The sequence below is a fragment of the Sporomusa sp. genome, from assembly GCF_035561155.1.
Classification (GTDB): domain Bacteria; phylum Bacillota; class Negativicutes; order Sporomusales; family Sporomusaceae; genus Sporomusa.
The window spans coordinates 1-14,242 of sequence record NZ_DATMYD010000070.1; the positions used below are offsets into that span (position 1 = coordinate 1).

Sequence of the window (14,242 nt, forward strand, 5' to 3'; positions counted from 1 at the left end):
CTCAGACCGGAGCTTTGCCGCCGACTTCCTTCAGATTCGCCCTCACAGGCGACACCCTTGTCTTAGGCTAACGGTTGGCACTATCAACCCCCGTATTGGACTTTCACCAACAAGTAAGCGCCCATGCTGGGCGCACATACAAAAGCCTCTCGCATAGGCGAGAGGCTGCAAAGCCGCATAAAGAGACTATCATTGCGTACCTTGCCGGCCTCTCGGGACCGTCTTAAAGGTTCATTTATTTTAGTATAGTAAATCATGCCGATTTTGTCAATTGGTTTCTAAAATTACCTGACCGCTTAGTTTCTACTTTATAAATCAGTCGGCTGAAGACCAGCGCCGGCCCAGCCTTCTGCTGTAATCTCCCTGATAGAGCGTTTAATAATATCCAGCATCGTGTTAATCTCATCAACAGTACTGGCCAACGGCGGCATGAAAATAACAACGTCACCAATCGGACGAATGATGAGTCCATACTTGCGGGCCTGCAGACACACACTGGCGCCAGCCGCCTGCTCCCAAGGATAGGGAAGCTTCCGGCTTTTGTCCTGCATTAATTCAATGCCGATAATCAGGCCGCGTTGGCGTACATCGCCCACGTGCTCAAGGTTCGCTATCTGTTCTAGCTTAGCCGCTGCTGCAGCTATTTTAGGGCTAAGCCCTTCGATCACTTTTTCTTCCCGGAATATTTTCAAGTTAGCCAGCGCGGCGGCACAGGCCAGTGGGTTACCCGTATAGGAATGACCATGATAAAACGTTTTTTTAGCAGTATAGTCGCCTAAAAAGGCGTTATAGACCTCGTCTGTAGTCAGTGTTGCTGCCAACGGCATATAGCCACCGGTTATTCCTTTGGACAGTGTCATCATATCCGGCGCTACCGCTTCGTGCTCACAGGCAAACATTTTTCCTGTTCGGCCGAAACCTGTTGCTACTTCATCAGCGATAAGCAATATGTCATATTTCCGGGTGAGTTCGCGTACTTTAGCCAAATAGCCGGGTGGCGACATCAGCATGCCGGCTGCCGCCTGCACCAGCGGCTCAATAATCAAGCCGGCAACTGCCTCATGATGCTCTGCCAATACCTGTTCCAACACGGCAGCGCATTTCATCCCGCAGGTAGCCGGGTCTGAGGCGAGCTGGCAGTGATAACAGGACGGAGCCGGAATATGTACTGGTGTAAACAAAAGCGGTTTGAACACCCGGTGAAACAAATCAATACCACCAACACTGACTGTTCCCACAGTATCGCCATGATAGGCTTGTTCAACCGAGATAAACTTTTGTTTATTCGGCTTACCCTTATGCTGCCAGTACTGAAAAGCCATTTTTAGAGCAACTTCCACAGCTGTTGAACCATCGTCTGAATAGAATACCTTATTTAGCCCAGGAGGAGCTATCTCAACTAGCTGCTCTGCCAGTTCTGATGCCGGAATGTTAGCTAAGCCCAGCATTGTCGTATGGGCCACTTTGCCAAGCTGGTCAATAATAGCTTCATCAATTTCGTTTTTGCGGTGACCGTGAAGATTGACCCATAATGATGATACGCCATCATAAAACTCGTTACCGTCGGTATCAATAAGCTTGATGCCTTTGGCGGCGGCAATAACCTGCTGCGGTCTTGACACCCAATCTTGCATCTGCGTAAAGGGATGCCAGACATACTGCTTATCTTTCAGTTCTGCTTCATGCATGGCTAGTTCCTCCTGTCATCAGACTGATTATGTCATCAATGGCTAAATGCTGTTCTGCCAATTCGCCCAGCCGGACCATTGATGACTGATCCAATTGAACCACTGGAACTGAAGGGAATTTACCTAATACAGGCAAGCCAGTTAGGCGTTCAATATAGGCTAAGTTGCTGCGTTCCAGCACAGTAACCTGCTCTTCATCCCAGCGGTTGATAATAATACCGGCCAGCTTTATACCCCGCTGGCGGGCATATTCGGCAGTAAGCACGGTATGGTTAATTGTCCCTAAATTGGGCCTGGTGACAAGGAGCGCCGGCAGCTTAAGTTCAAGCATCATGTCGACAACAAGGTAGTCCTGCCAAATAGGCGCAGTAATGCCGCCCACTCCTTCAACCAGGGTTGCCTCCGATTTAGCCAGCATAGCCCGGCAAACATCAATAAGGTGTGCCACATCAATAGTCACACCGCACTCAACTGCTGCTACCGCCGGGGTCAGCGCCGGAGCCAGACATACAGGATTTACTTGCTGCCGCTGCTTTTCGTCAATTCCCGCAGCTGCCATTAAAAAGGTGGCGTCCTCAGACACCAGTGTGCCGTTCATGTCGGCTATCCCGCCTGAGGCTACCGGCTTGACGACCCCGACATTAATACCGCGCCCTTTTAAGGCAGCGGCAATAGCCCCGCTGATAAATGTCTTCCCTACTTCGGTATCTGTTGCCGTAATGTATAAACCTTTTTGCATCTTTTTACCTCACAGTCCTGCGGAACTGCTTAACCACCATATTAATGGCGTCAACAGCAGCGTCCAATTCATCCCGCTCGTGCGCAGCCGTCACTGTCAATCGCAGCCGGCTTGTGCCTACCGGCACTGTCGGCGGCCTGATAGCAGTAATAATAATACCTTGTTTTTTAAGTTCAGAAGTCATCCAGACGGCCTCGTCAGCCTCTTCCACCATGACCGGTATTATCGGGGTTATACCGTCAAGAACCGGCATATTTCCCGCCTTTAACAGGTTTCTTACATGCTGGGCATTTTCGTTTAACTTAGTTACCAATTCCGGTCTGGACGATAGTTCTCTCAGCGCCGCCAGCGCTGCAGCTATGGCTCCAGGCGCTAGTGCTGTTGAAAATATAAAGCTGCGCGCTTTATTTTTTATGTAGTCAATCAATTCCCATGACCCGGCGACAAAACCACCTTCAGCACCAAGTGCTTTGCTCAGAGTGCCGATTTGTACCTGGACTCTGTCTTTCACACCAAAATGGGCAGCTGTACCTTTGCCTCCTGGGCCAATCACGCCAGTAGCATGGGCATCGTCAACAATAATAATGGCATTATACCTTTCAGCTAATTCGGCAATTGTATCCAGCGGCGCGATGTCGCCATCCATGCTAAAAACGCCATCGGTAATGATCAGTCTTTTCCCTTGGCAGGCTGTATCTTTTAGCAGGCCTTGTAAGTGTTCCATATCAGTGTGCCGGTATACGGCAACCTGCGCCCGGGATAACCGACAGCCGTCAATAATACTGGCATGATTGAGTTCATCACTAAAAATAACATCGTCCGGGCCGGCCAGGGCACTAATAACACCAACATTGGCCATATACCCTGTATTAAATACCAGAGCGGCTTCTGTCTCTTTAAACGTCGCTAACTCCTGTTCCAACTGCTCAAACAGCGGGAACGTCCCGGTTGTAAGCCTGGCACCGCCTGCCCCTGTGCCATACAGCCATATTGCGTCAACGGCAGCCTGCTGCACGGCCGGGTTGTGCGTTAGTCCTAAGTAGTTATTGGAAGCCATCATTAAGTAAGTCTGTCCGCCCATCTGTACGCGGGCAGGACTAACAGGATTATAGGTTACAATCTGACGATATAGATTCTTCGCTTTTACCTGCTCTAAGTAGTCAGCAAGAAATTGCATCTGCACAGACCTCCTCCGCCGGGACCTTGATAAGTACAGGCTGATATTTCAAGTACGCTACCAACTGGTCCAAATCAGTGTTTTCCTTTACAAAAAAAATCCGACCACCGATATCACTGCCATATGGTTTCAGATGGGTAAACCTCGTGTACCCAGCCGGAGTAGCAACATAGCCGGCAGTATATTCAGGATCATCTGACCAGCATAACTCAGCAACCACTCCGGGTGCCGACATAACCTTGGAAGCTAAAACAATTGCTTCCTGAATATGGATATTGCTGTAACCCTGGCTATTCAACCACCGCAAGTATGCCTGCTCATCAGCAATATCCATCCGCGACACGCGAATGCCGCGTTCACCGCTTGCATCCAGTCTGGCTCCTGTACGGGCATCTGCTAACATGGCACCCCGCAGGCTGCCAGCTAAACCGGCTAATGCCTCGATCCCCACCACAGCAGCGCCCGGCGCAACTCCGGCCTTAATCAGTTCGGCCTGTGCAACCGCCCGTCCAGCGGTTACATCGGTAACATCTACCGATGTAACCGGTAGACATGCAGTTTCCTGTACGGCCTTGACAGGGACAGCCTCGACGGTAAGGTTAGTAAAGTCTGCTGCTCCCCGGCTATGAGACAGCGCGCGTTCCAGCATTGTCGTTACTGTAGCTGTCAGTACTTCACGGCTCACCAGCCGCTCGGCACCAGAGATGTGTTTTCCACCCTTCGCGTGAGCACCACCTTGGGCTGCCCTCATTCTAACGCTGTATAACATGACGCATGACCTTACCTTTCTGTTCTTTTACCCGTTTTAGCAGGGCTGTCAGCGGCCAAGCCAGTAGAGCTGTGTAAATCATACCCGGCGCAGCCGCTAGCACCAGAGGTATTGCCGCTTTACCAATAATTCCACCCAGCGCCAACCTGGCAACAGCCGAACCTACCGGTCCTGCCAACACAATCACCGGCCAGGACCGTCCGAGCAATACTACGATCATGCCGACAGTAACCCTGAATACCATGGCAATAAACACATTTAATAACGACTGAGTACCAAGAATCAGCCCAGCCGCACTTGATAGCACTCCTGCTAAAATATATTTGCTAAATCCGAATACCGCACAGATACCTACAGCTAACGGGGCTGATAACTGAAATTCTGTTCCCGGTATCAATCCCGGCAGCTTAAAGGTGCCGGTTATTGTTATAAAAGCGGCCAGCAGGCCGACCTCGGTTATCCAACCAACTTTGTTCTGCATATCCTAACCCCTCTTAGTGCCCACAGAGCCGTAGCCATTAAGTACCGGTACATCCCGATCTTCAACTGCTGCTGTTTCTGATGCCTCAGCCCTAGATACCCCGCCCCTAAGCAATTTAGTACCAAGCCCAATAATCAATTCAATGTTAGACATCTTATTCCCCCGCCCATTGTTAACCTTATGTAATTATAGTAGTTAACCATCTTCACATTGTTAACCTCCATACCAACAAGTGGTTAACACCAAGAATTATACTACGTACTCCACTTCCTGTAAATCAAAAAATGACGGCGCAGTTAGTATTTTGATGGGTAAAACAAATAACCCCGGCTCATGAAAGAGCCAGGGTGGAGCTGCAATTACTCCAACATCGGGGAGTAATTTACAATACAGGGAGGATTTTCTCAAGCATACTGTTGAATAGTACTATATTCTGATAAAAACAGCCAAATACTGCAGATCTCTAAAAATACCAACTACAGAAGGAGCGGACATAAGTATGGCGTACTTTCCCCGTCTAAACTGGAGTGTATGTAAAATAGTTATCACATATATTCTAATCAGTTTTACTTGGATACTTGCCTCTGATGAATTTGTCAGAATGATTTCTTCTGATCAAGCAGTTTTTCGTAATCTATCAGTTGCTAAAGGATGGTTTTTCGTTATAGTGACCGCCGCCCTTCTCTATATCCAAATAACCCGTTACACTTTACTCATCGAAAGTAAAGAGTCCATGCTTAGAAAACGCAATGATGAACTTACAGAGTTAAGCAGTAAACTAAGTCAGCAATTAGAAGAAATCCAGTTACACGAGAAATATTTGGCAGAAAGTGAAGACCGACTACGGCGGGCCGTAGTATTTGCGCCCTTTCCGTTAATGATACATGCCGAAGACGGCGAGGTATTACTCATTAGCAATACCTGGACCGAGCTTACAGGGTACTCGCATGAGGATATCCCAACCATCGATGACTGGATCCAAAGAAGCAATCAGCAAAATCGTCCGGCAGCAAAAGCTAAGGTGGAAATGCTTTATAGTATAAGCAGCCGGTTTGATGAAGGAGAATTCGAGATTTGTACCCGCAGCGGCCAAGTACGTATATGGTCATTTAGCTCAGCCCCTCTCGGAGGACTTAGAGATGGACGAAGAGCAGTTATCAGCATGGCCGTCGACGTTACTGAGCAAAAGTGTATCGAAAATGAACTAAAGTTACGAAATCAAGAACTAGATCAGTTTGCCTATATTGTATCGCACGATCTGAAAGCACCACTACGAGCCATAACCAACTTGTCCTCCTGGATCGAAGAGGATTTAAAAGATACTAAGTCGGAAGAAATCCGGAATAACCTGGCTCTTTTGAGAAAACGAGTTTATCGTATGGATAATCTAATTAAAGGCATCCTTGAATACTCTCGGGTAGGTCGGACCAGTAGCCCTGTTGAACAATGTAATATCGCCTTATTACTAGCTGATATTATTGATGATTTGAATCCGCCCGCTGGCTTCCGCATTGAGACTGGTGCCGAAATGCCTACTATCGTAACAGATAGCCTGCGTCTGAGACAGGTTCTGGCAAACCTAATTGATAATGCGATTAAGCATCATGATAAACAAAGCGGTATTGTCCGCATCTCGATGAACGAAATTGGAAGTTTGTACGAATTCTCAGTAGAAGATGACGGCCCGGGAATTGCCTCTGCTTACCATGAAAAAATATTTGAGATGTTCCAAGTACTGAAGCCTCGGGATACTACAGAAAATACCGGAGTCGGCTTAGCCTTAGTAAAAAAGATTGTTGAGAACCAAGGCGGTAAGATACAAGTTGCTTCTCTTGACGGCCAGGGAACAAGCTTCCGTTTTACCTGGCCGAAGCAAAAGGAGATTACGTCATGGTAGAAAAACGCCCCATCGCTTCAATATCCTAACAAACCAGCTTGGTTATCTTTAGCTTATTCTGGCTATAGATATCAAGTACTTGCCCGTCAGAGAAGCGAATTAAACAGTTCCCTTTACCACTTCGATTCCAAAATACAAGCTGACCGGTACGCCCATCATTTAAAGTCACATACCGTCCGATAAGCGACTGACATAATTCATTAAGAAAAGGCGTGCTATACTTTGGCGAAAATTTCCCGGAAAAAGTATCACTTTGAATAGTATCGATTGCGGCAAACGGTGATACCTCTTCTCCATAAACCTTCTTAGAGGTCATCGCGTCATAGGTATCGGCTATGCCAAGCACTCGTGCTATCGGGTGGTTTTTGGAAGCTTCTGTATGCAGAGGATAACCGGAACCATCATCTCGCTCATGATGCTGAAGAACACCAAAACGGACATTCTCAGGAATTTCTACATAGTTACGGAAAAACTTAAATGCAATTGCAGGGTGCTGACGAACCATATTTAGCTCTTCTTCTGTTAAGCTGCCATTCTTATACAGAACCTGCACCGGGATTTCGAGTTTACCAATATCATGAAGAATCCCTGCTAACACCAGAGACCGCTGCTGAGCTAAATCAAAGGCTCCACTTAACGCGCCAATAATATTGGCGAGAACGCCAACATTGATAGAGTGATGAAATAAATAATCTTCGGAGCGAGTCGTGGTATGGAGTAACGCCGTCGCACCAGTACCTCGTGCTGACAACCACATGACTGAGTCGACAATAGAATACAGCAGTTGACAATCTAAATGTTTCTCTAACCGGACAAGCGTAAAACACTTTTTCAAATTCCTTACTGCCTCGTTATATGCACGTAGAAATTCGTTTTCATGTTCCGAAACACTAGCCATGTCTGGTTCGCAATTCACAGTAGCTTCGGGCTCAGGAATTACTGCGTTGTCAAACGCTGGTTTTATTGGGCTTGATTCTCGGATTCGAACCAATTCAATGCCATAACCCACAATCCGTTCGATATGTTTTTCCGTTAGTATCGTCCCTGTATGAAGCAACACCCCACCATCAGGCGAAAATACTGTTTCTCCAAGTTCTAAACCTGGCCGGAGCTGGTCCACCTGATATCTAGCAATATTATAATTCTCAGCCATGTGTTTCTCCCCTCTCGGATGCTGCTCCTCTATAAGCTCACGCAGATTCTCTGAACTTGCTATGTAAAGCTATCTAATGTCAATTATTAGCTATTTCGCAAAAATATTCAATATATCTCTATTAAATTTCATAAACTTTTATTTTACATAGATTTTCTGCAAAAAATAACAGGTTGTGACTCTTCAAATTGTCACAGCCTGTTTTTTCATTATAATTAGCATTACTGGTCTGTTCAAATAAAATGTTATGTGCTTGTTGGTAACATGCCGTATTTTATTGCATATTGTACCAATTGGCATTTTTCTGTGCAACCAAGCTTCTCCATCATCCTGGTTTTATATGTATCTACTGTTTTAACACTTATGCAGAGTAGCTGGGCAACCTGACTCATAGAGTAACCTCTGACCATATATTTTAATACCTCACGTTCGCGGTGCGTCAATACAACATACGGATCGTCAGACTGCGTTACCGGGGTTTCAGTAAGCAGTGTATTTAAGAGTAACTGAGCATTCCCGGGGCTCAAATAGCGCTGACCTTTGGCCACAGTGCGAACAGCCTCAAATAGTTCGGTGTCTACCGCCTGTTTCTCCACATACCCCAGCGCTCCGGCTTGCATAGCCGTTTTTAAATAATGCTCGTCTTCATACATTGTAAGCACAAGGATTTTTATAGAGTAACCCCTGCTTTTAATTTCTTTAATACATTCCAGTCCACCCATATTGGGCATTGCTAAATCAGTGATTAACACATCTGCCGTTACGCTTTCCAACAAGCGCAGCAGTTGTTCCCCGTCAGAAGCCTCGCCGGCTACTATCAAATCAGGCTCGTTGTTGAGCAACAGTTTCAATCCTGTCCTAAGCACTGAGTGATCATCGGCAAGAATAATTTTAATCTTAGACATATTGTTCACCCCAAAAATTTCGGTAATGTTACAACAACAGTGGTGCCGCCTGCTTTCCCTGATTCGATACTGAGGCTACCACCAAGCATTTCTGCCCGCTCTCGCATTCCATAGATGCCTACGCGGTTTTTATAATATGCTGTCTGCACTGTACCAGTACCAATACCAAGTCCATCATCTTTAATCACCATTTCCACCCGTTTGTCGTTAACAGACAAAGTGATATACACACTGGATGCCTGAGCGTGCTTAGCAATATTGGTCAGGCTTTCCTGCAAAATACGGTATAATGCCGAAGAAACTTCGCTCCCCATGTCCACGTTATCCTCTTGAACAGAAAAATGTACAGGCAAGCCCTGCTGCTCACTGAATGTCTGAATATATTTTTTCATAGCAGCCGGCAATCCTAAATCATCTAGCACCGGCGGCCGGAGCTCGACTGCTATTTTCCGCAGCCCCCCCAATGCATCCATTGCAACATTCCGGGCAGCTAACAACACTTCTTTTTGTTCATCATTAACCAGCTTTGACAATAACAATTTCATGTAGGCTAATAACGACGCCAAAAGCTGTCCTGTTTCATCGTGCAATTCGCGAGACAAACGTTTGCGCTCTTCTTCCTGTACTGAAAACAATTTCTTTATCAGTCCGGCTCTTAGCGCTTCCTTAGTCCTAAGCTCCTCTAACAATCGATTGTTTTCCAACTGTTTTTCGCGGAGACTCTGAGCCATGTCATTGAACACTTTTGATAATTGGCCTACTTCATCTTCGTGCGGTATGTCGGCATATACCTGGAAATTTCCTCGTCGAATCTGTTCGGCAGCTTGGGTAAGACCGCGCAACGGAGAAATAATAACATACGCCAAATATGTGGCACCAGCAGCAGCAAGTACCCCCACTAAAAAAATGAGAACAATAAAATCTTTCATTCTCTTATTCATCATTTGCTCAGTGCCTTTTTCGGACATACCTACCCGCACATAACCGATAGCACCATTTTCAATTGGCATCACTATCTCGCGGATCAGCCCTTCATTACTGTTGTATTTGGTAACCTGATAAGTGCTATTAGCAAGATTCGTATTACTGGCCGATAGACTGGGCGGCTGCATAGTCACAGTAACTGGCAAGCCCTTGGGCAAACTGTTATCAAACGTGTGGGCCAAAACATGGCCGGCTGAATTAGTGATGATAATATAACGTACATCATCTGTATTCTGCTTTGTTTTGTTTACTCGGTCAAATAACGCATAATGATCATCTAACAAGATGTCGTTACTGCTCAATACGCCAATATATGAGGCTAACTCAGCGCCTCTTTTCTCCATCTGATCCTCAATCAGGTGTGTCGCTGTTTTAGTCATAATAATCCCCATCACCAGACTTATCAGCAGCAGCATGGCAAGAATAATACCGTTGATTTTGTAGTAGATACTTAAACGTCTAAGCCATTTCATAACGTAAGACTCGTCCGGTCATAGAGTGTTTTCAGCGGTTCAAAGAGTTCAGGCGTGGGCAGGATAAAACGGTCAATAATTAATTTTTGCATAGCATTATTCGTGTTAGGATCGTTATGCATGTCCAGGAAGATGCTTCGTAGCTGCTCTTTTTGTTCAGCGTTCATGCTTTTTCTAACAGCAATTGGACCTGTGGGCGCTGGGCCGATGGTAGTAATAACCCTCACTTTATCGACCAGTTCGGGGGTTTTAAGCTTGGCATACTCAAAAATCTGACTGTCAAAACTTGCCCCGTCAGCCAGCTTATTGGCAACCGCCCATAATGATTTATCATGACTGTATGTATAGAAAAAACGCCGGAAAAATGTTTCAGGTACAGCATTTTTTTTGCGCAGGTAATCTTCGATGACCATATGGCCGGAATAACTTAGCGGATCAGTAAAAGCAAACACCTTGCCCTGCAAATCGGCGATACTCTGAATAGTACTGTCCTTAGGCACAATGACTTCTGCATTATATAAGATGCTGCCGCCATATTCGGCCATGACTAACAGCTCAATTTCGTTCATACCCCGGTATGAGCTGTATGCACCTGTCGACATAAATGCAATATCTACATCGCCATTGGCTAACAGCATATTTACTTCCGCATAGGTCTTTCGCTGAACAAGCACTGCCGGGCGACCTGTTTTGCGAGAAACATTCATTGCAATCTCCCGATAATACGTAATCGTTTCGTGGGGAGACAGCACCGATGCCAACGCAATTAGAATCGGCCGTTGGGCAGATTCATTTTTGTTATATAGGGATGGAGTTTCGCCAGCCTGCCCAAAGTCGATATAGGGGGTTTTCGCAACAAACCCGCAGCCCACAAGTAAAACCATGGAAATAATTATCAGCAACACCGCTGATAATCCTTGTTTTATCTTCATATACCACCCAAGTTATTTGCACTAAATTGTATTTTTTATCTAACCTAATATTATATTTGTCCACTCAAGTTGTCTACCAGAAAATAATTTTCGGGGAACAGTTAGGCATAAATAAAATTTCGTATGCAGTTTGAGCTAAGAGGATTCGTCCAGCTGCCGGCCCCAATTCTTTCTAATTCCGCCTCAAAGATAGGGTTTCCGTCATAATAGGGAAGTCCTTTTTTCATTAAAGCCCAATGGCATACCTCGTGTTTTACAATTTTTTCGATAGCCACATCTGAGTAGGTACCTACAACAAATCCTGGGCAAAAGTCTATCTGATACCCGTGTTCTGACAGCGAGACTTTGCCAAGAATATGTAAAAACTCCGGATTGATGACGATGACTGCATCAAACTCCATACCCCAGTATTCGTACGCATATTGACAGGCTTTTTCTCTGATTTCCTCCAGGAGCATAGCACCTACCTCCCATTTAGTTCGTGAAAATAACTTTCTTTATTTATTATATGATAGATACTAAATTTTCTGAATATGAAAGCAATAAAAAACGTACCCAGGAAACAAATTCCTTGGTACGCTGACTTCTTTTAAATTCGGTGAAGCATATGAATGGGATAGATTCTTCCTTGCTGAAATTCCCGGATGATAAGCCTGATTCGTTTGGCGTTCCTGAACACCGTATCGTCCATGGCTTCAATGTCGGCAACAGATAACCAATGACAATCTAATATTTCCTCCTCCAGCGGCATTGGTACATCATCTTCTTTTGCCTGGGCGTAAAAGACAAAGTTAATATAGTGGTTGTCACTAGCACCTTCATAAACCCCCAGAAAGCCCGCCATCTCAACGTTAAAGCCAACTTCTTCGTTAACCTCCCGCTTAGCGCCTGCTACTACATCCTCGCCAAGCTCCAGGTGTCCGCCAGGCAAATTATATTTACCGTAAGCCTGGGGCTTTTTCTCTCGCACAAATAGGATTTTACCTTCTCGCTCAATAAGCGTGCTGACATGTACTACAAAATCCATGCTACTGTACCTGCAATTCCTTAATCCGTTTTAACAACTTAGCAGTATCTCTAGTTCCCGCAATGCACTGCCCAGTACACACCAGCTCATAATACAACCCGCATTTGTCACCCGTGGTTAAGCTATTAAAAAACAAATCGAGTTTCCTGAGCTTACTGTCCGGACTTGTAGGAGCCGTCAATTCAGTATCTACAGGTTCACAAGTACACTTATCTGCTAAATAGCTGATCAATTCGCCTCTTGTTACACTAGCACCATCAATGATAATACATACCGAGTTGAGGTACTGCGACAGGGACATAGCTAGATTGACTGGCAGCTTCTTTTGATCATCTGAGGATCTTTCTTTCTCTTTTGCGTAATTTAGAACCCTGAACCCACGGATTACTGAACCGCGATATTTAGCGCCGCCGGCTATGGCAAGGGTAATTGTATCTACTGACTCGCCATCAAGCATCAGTTCCTCAAAATTATAGGTGCGTATCTTGGGCTGTCTATTTATCCCAAGCACATTCCAGGCTTTACCATACTGATTCTCCACTAGAAGCCGCTTAAGTACTGCGCTGCATTGATTCACTGATCTATCATCAATCTCCTGATCCCATTCATTGACCAAATACGTTAAATCTTGAGCGACAGATTTAATGCTGTTTAATTCTTCTGTATTCATAGTACCCCCCATAATGTAGATATTGTCCGTTCGTTTTGCTTATCTACATTATACAGGCTAGTTCCCTTTTGGTAAATAATGGAGCAATTTAATAAATAAATAAACTATCAATGATTAAAAAAATACCCTACAAAGCGCATACTGCTTGTAGGATAAGATACAGTAATTATTTCTTTCGGAAATGCGTTCAGCCGACTTTTTGCCAGTCATGTTTATAAGGAAGCTTCCTGGCACATTGTCTTCCATTTCCTTGAACATGGACAAAGGTACACTAAAAGACAGCAGATCCGCATCAATAACCGGCCGAGCCGATATATCGGTCATACCAACAACTGCTCTTGGATGTTCCTGGGCCGCTTCACTCCAGGGGCTCAAGTAAGCTAACAAACTAACGCAAAAACTTAATCGTGACATCTGGGAGATATTTAACCAAAGCGCTAAACATTTCGTTGGAAAATCCCTCGTCTTCAAGCATTTTTTCAATTGCGCTTTTCTCAAGTACGCCGTACGGCTTAACCACCCCAAGAAAAGGATGATGTATCTCTGAGTCAAGTTTGCCACATTCTACGCTTTCTATATGTATCCCATCAAGGTGAAATGTATATTCACCAACAACCTTTCCATCCTGGGTAACCTGAAGCCCTGCCTTGTTTTTCCTACCAGAGAGAATGCCATTGGCTACGGCGTACATATGAGGATGCTTTTCCTTTACTACACCTAGAATCTTTTCGCGAAAAGGAAGCACTTTTTCTTTAATTAAATTGTCTGTATCAGTCATACTATACCTCCATTTTAATCTTATACCCGATGATAGTATGTCCAATATATTTATTTTACGGCCGCCCGCGTCTCTCTATTATATGAAAAATAAGAAGCCGCCTACCCGAAGGCAGACGGCTATGGCACAACTAGTAATAACTGTACTGATAGATGAGTTGTGGCTAATACATACAGAACAATTGTTAGCAGCTTGAACTGAAATCATTATCAAACGAGAAAAGGAGCAGGATAATTATAATGATGATTATGATTACACTGCTACCACCGCGGCCACCACAACCTCCGCCAAAACCGAATCCCATAGGTATACCTCCTTTACTATGTAGTAGGAATATAATGCATAGTATGATTCAGAGCGGTGTTTTGCTACTGGACTGTTTTTCTTCTTTTTTAATTCGAATAGTATCCCAAATAGTATTGACTCAGAAATCGAGTAGGAGCTGAGTAATTATTTACTCAGCGACCTCTCACACCACCGTACGTACCGTTCGGTATACGGCGGTTCAATAGAATTAGTGTATTAATGAATATCTTTCACTTATGGTGATAAAGCCTAATTTCCTTAGG

General features: G+C 45.0%; 16 protein-coding genes. 1 reads left to right on the forward strand and 15 read right to left on the reverse strand.

All coding sequences use genetic code 11. The features are described from left to right. Positions 1 to 308: 308 nt before the first annotated feature. From bioA to VN447_RS08040, 6 genes are read right to left on the reverse strand one after another with little or no spacing between them, the layout of a single operon-like run. Positions 309 to 1,688 carry an adenosylmethionine--8-amino-7-oxononanoate transaminase gene (gene bioA, locus VN447_RS08015; RefSeq protein ID WP_325524538.1) on the reverse strand — a complete coding sequence of 460 codons (1,380 nt, stop codon included), beginning with the start codon at positions 1,686 to 1,688 and terminating at the stop codon, positions 309 to 311. Further along, positions 1,681 to 2,427 carry a dethiobiotin synthase gene (gene bioD, locus VN447_RS08020; RefSeq protein ID WP_325524540.1) on the reverse strand — a complete coding sequence of 249 codons (747 nt, stop codon included), beginning with the start codon at positions 2,425 to 2,427 and terminating at the stop codon, positions 1,681 to 1,683. Before bioD ends, bioA begins: the two co-directional genes overlap by 8 nt. 4 nt (positions 2,428 to 2,431) lie before the next feature. Then, on the reverse strand, positions 2,432 to 3,604 hold the full coding sequence (gene bioF / locus VN447_RS08025) for an 8-amino-7-oxononanoate synthase (RefSeq protein WP_325524541.1): 1,173 nt from the start codon (positions 3,602 to 3,604) through the stop codon (positions 2,432 to 2,434). After that, entirely contained in the window at positions 3,588 to 4,373 is a 786-nt protein-coding gene (locus tag VN447_RS08030) for a 6-carboxyhexanoate--CoA ligase (RefSeq protein ID WP_325524543.1), read from the reverse strand. Before VN447_RS08030 ends, bioF begins: the two co-directional genes overlap by 17 nt. Further along, positions 4,357 to 4,854: a hypothetical protein gene (locus tag VN447_RS08035; protein ID WP_325524544.1), complete on the reverse strand. Its 498-nt coding sequence runs from the start codon at positions 4,852 to 4,854 to the stop codon at positions 4,357 to 4,359. The genes VN447_RS08030 and VN447_RS08035 overlap by 17 nt, the downstream gene beginning before the upstream one ends. A gap of 3 nt (positions 4,855 to 4,857) precedes the next feature. Beyond that, positions 4,858 to 5,007 (reverse strand): hypothetical protein, encoded by a 150-nt coding sequence (locus VN447_RS08040; protein WP_325524546.1) that lies wholly within the window; start codon positions 5,005 to 5,007, stop codon positions 4,858 to 4,860. 346 nt (positions 5,008 to 5,353) lie between these two features. Between VN447_RS08040 and VN447_RS08045 the strand changes: the two genes are divergently transcribed. Continuing rightward, on the forward strand, positions 5,354 to 6,751 hold the full coding sequence (locus VN447_RS08045) for a sensor histidine kinase (RefSeq protein WP_325524548.1): 1,398 nt from the start codon (positions 5,354 to 5,356) through the stop codon (positions 6,749 to 6,751). Positions 6,752 to 6,776: 25 nt separating this feature from the next. Here the strand turns inward: VN447_RS08045 and VN447_RS08050 are convergent, their stop codons facing one another. The 9 genes from VN447_RS08050 to VN447_RS08090 all read right to left on the reverse strand — a co-directional run bounded on the left by VN447_RS08050 (position 6,777) and on the right by VN447_RS08090 (position 13,673). After that, the gene (locus VN447_RS08050; protein WP_325524549.1) at positions 6,777 to 7,904 is read right to left on the reverse strand and encodes an HD-GYP domain-containing protein; all 1,128 of its coding nucleotides are present in this window, start codon (positions 7,902 to 7,904) and stop codon (positions 6,777 to 6,779) included. A 245-nt stretch (positions 7,905 to 8,149) separates the two neighbouring features. After that, positions 8,150 to 8,809 (reverse strand): response regulator transcription factor, encoded by a 660-nt coding sequence (locus VN447_RS08055; protein WP_325524551.1) that lies wholly within the window; start codon positions 8,807 to 8,809, stop codon positions 8,150 to 8,152. Positions 8,810 to 8,814: 5 nt separating this feature from the next. Continuing rightward, positions 8,815 to 10,266, reverse strand: a complete 1,452-nt coding sequence (locus tag VN447_RS08060) for an ATP-binding protein (protein WP_325524553.1) — start codon at positions 10,264 to 10,266, stop codon at positions 8,815 to 8,817. After that, the gene (gene phnD / locus VN447_RS08065) at positions 10,263 to 11,198 is read right to left on the reverse strand and encodes a phosphate/phosphite/phosphonate ABC transporter substrate-binding protein (protein WP_325524555.1); all 936 of its coding nucleotides are present in this window, start codon (positions 11,196 to 11,198) and stop codon (positions 10,263 to 10,265) included. The genes VN447_RS08060 and phnD overlap by 4 nt, the downstream gene beginning before the upstream one ends. 101 nt (positions 11,199 to 11,299) lie before the next feature. After that, the gene (locus VN447_RS08070; RefSeq protein WP_325524556.1) at positions 11,300 to 11,656 is read right to left on the reverse strand and encodes a hypothetical protein; all 357 of its coding nucleotides are present in this window, start codon (positions 11,654 to 11,656) and stop codon (positions 11,300 to 11,302) included. 131 nt (positions 11,657 to 11,787) lie between these two features. Beyond that, a complete protein-coding gene (locus VN447_RS08075; protein ID WP_325524558.1) occupies positions 11,788 to 12,225 on the reverse strand; it encodes an NUDIX domain-containing protein in 438 nt (145 codons plus the stop codon). Between the two features lies 1 nt (position 12,226). After that, positions 12,227 to 12,895, reverse strand: a complete 669-nt coding sequence (locus tag VN447_RS08080) for a hypothetical protein (RefSeq protein ID WP_325524559.1) — start codon at positions 12,893 to 12,895, stop codon at positions 12,227 to 12,229. A 114-nt stretch (positions 12,896 to 13,009) separates the two neighbouring features. Beyond that, positions 13,010 to 13,219 carry a hypothetical protein gene (locus VN447_RS08085; RefSeq protein ID WP_325524561.1) on the reverse strand — a complete coding sequence of 70 codons (210 nt, stop codon included), beginning with the start codon at positions 13,217 to 13,219 and terminating at the stop codon, positions 13,010 to 13,012. Between the two features lie 64 nt (positions 13,220 to 13,283). Then, positions 13,284 to 13,673, reverse strand: coding sequence for a hypothetical protein (locus VN447_RS08090; RefSeq protein WP_325524562.1), 390 nt, complete (start codon positions 13,671 to 13,673; stop codon positions 13,284 to 13,286). Between the last annotated feature and the right edge of the window lie 569 nt (positions 13,674 to 14,242).

Coding starts and splice junctions, on each gene's coding strand:
- VN447_RS08040 (WP_325524546.1), bottom strand. CDS start 5,007: ATGTCTAACATTGAATTGATTATTGGGCTTGGTACTAAATTGCTTAGG.
- bioF (WP_325524541.1), bottom strand. CDS start 3,604: ATGCAATTTCTTGCTGACTACTTAGAGCAGGTAAAAGCGAAGAATCTA.
- VN447_RS08070 (WP_325524556.1), bottom strand. CDS start 11,656: ATGCTCCTGGAGGAAATCAGAGAAAAAGCCTGTCAATATGCGTACGAA.
- bioD (WP_325524540.1), bottom strand. CDS start 2,427: ATGCAAAAAGGTTTATACATTACGGCAACAGATACCGAAGTAGGGAAG.
- VN447_RS08045 (WP_325524548.1), top strand. CDS start 5,354: ATGGCGTACTTTCCCCGTCTAAACTGGAGTGTATGTAAAATAGTTATC.
- VN447_RS08075 (WP_325524558.1), bottom strand. CDS start 12,225: ATGGATTTTGTAGTACATGTCAGCACGCTTATTGAGCGAGAAGGTAAA.
- VN447_RS08055 (WP_325524551.1), bottom strand. CDS start 8,809: ATGTCTAAGATTAAAATTATTCTTGCCGATGATCACTCAGTGCTTAGG.
- VN447_RS08085 (WP_325524561.1), bottom strand. CDS start 13,219: ATGACCGATATATCGGCTCGGCCGGTTATTGATGCGGATCTGCTGTCT.
- VN447_RS08090 (WP_325524562.1), bottom strand. CDS start 13,673: ATGACTGATACAGACAATTTAATTAAAGAAAAAGTGCTTCCTTTTCGC.
- VN447_RS08060 (WP_325524553.1), bottom strand. CDS start 10,266: ATGAAATGGCTTAGACGTTTAAGTATCTACTACAAAATCAACGGTATT.
- VN447_RS08050 (WP_325524549.1), bottom strand. CDS start 7,904: ATGGCTGAGAATTATAATATTGCTAGATATCAGGTGGACCAGCTCCGG.
- VN447_RS08030 (WP_325524543.1), bottom strand. CDS start 4,373: ATGTTATACAGCGTTAGAATGAGGGCAGCCCAAGGTGGTGCTCACGCG.
- VN447_RS08035 (WP_325524544.1), bottom strand. CDS start 4,854: ATGCAGAACAAAGTTGGTTGGATAACCGAGGTCGGCCTGCTGGCCGCT.
- phnD (WP_325524555.1), bottom strand. CDS start 11,198: ATGAAGATAAAACAAGGATTATCAGCGGTGTTGCTGATAATTATTTCC.
- bioA (WP_325524538.1), bottom strand. CDS start 1,688: ATGCATGAAGCAGAACTGAAAGATAAGCAGTATGTCTGGCATCCCTTT.
- VN447_RS08080 (WP_325524559.1), bottom strand. CDS start 12,895: ATGAATACAGAAGAATTAAACAGCATTAAATCTGTCGCTCAAGATTTA.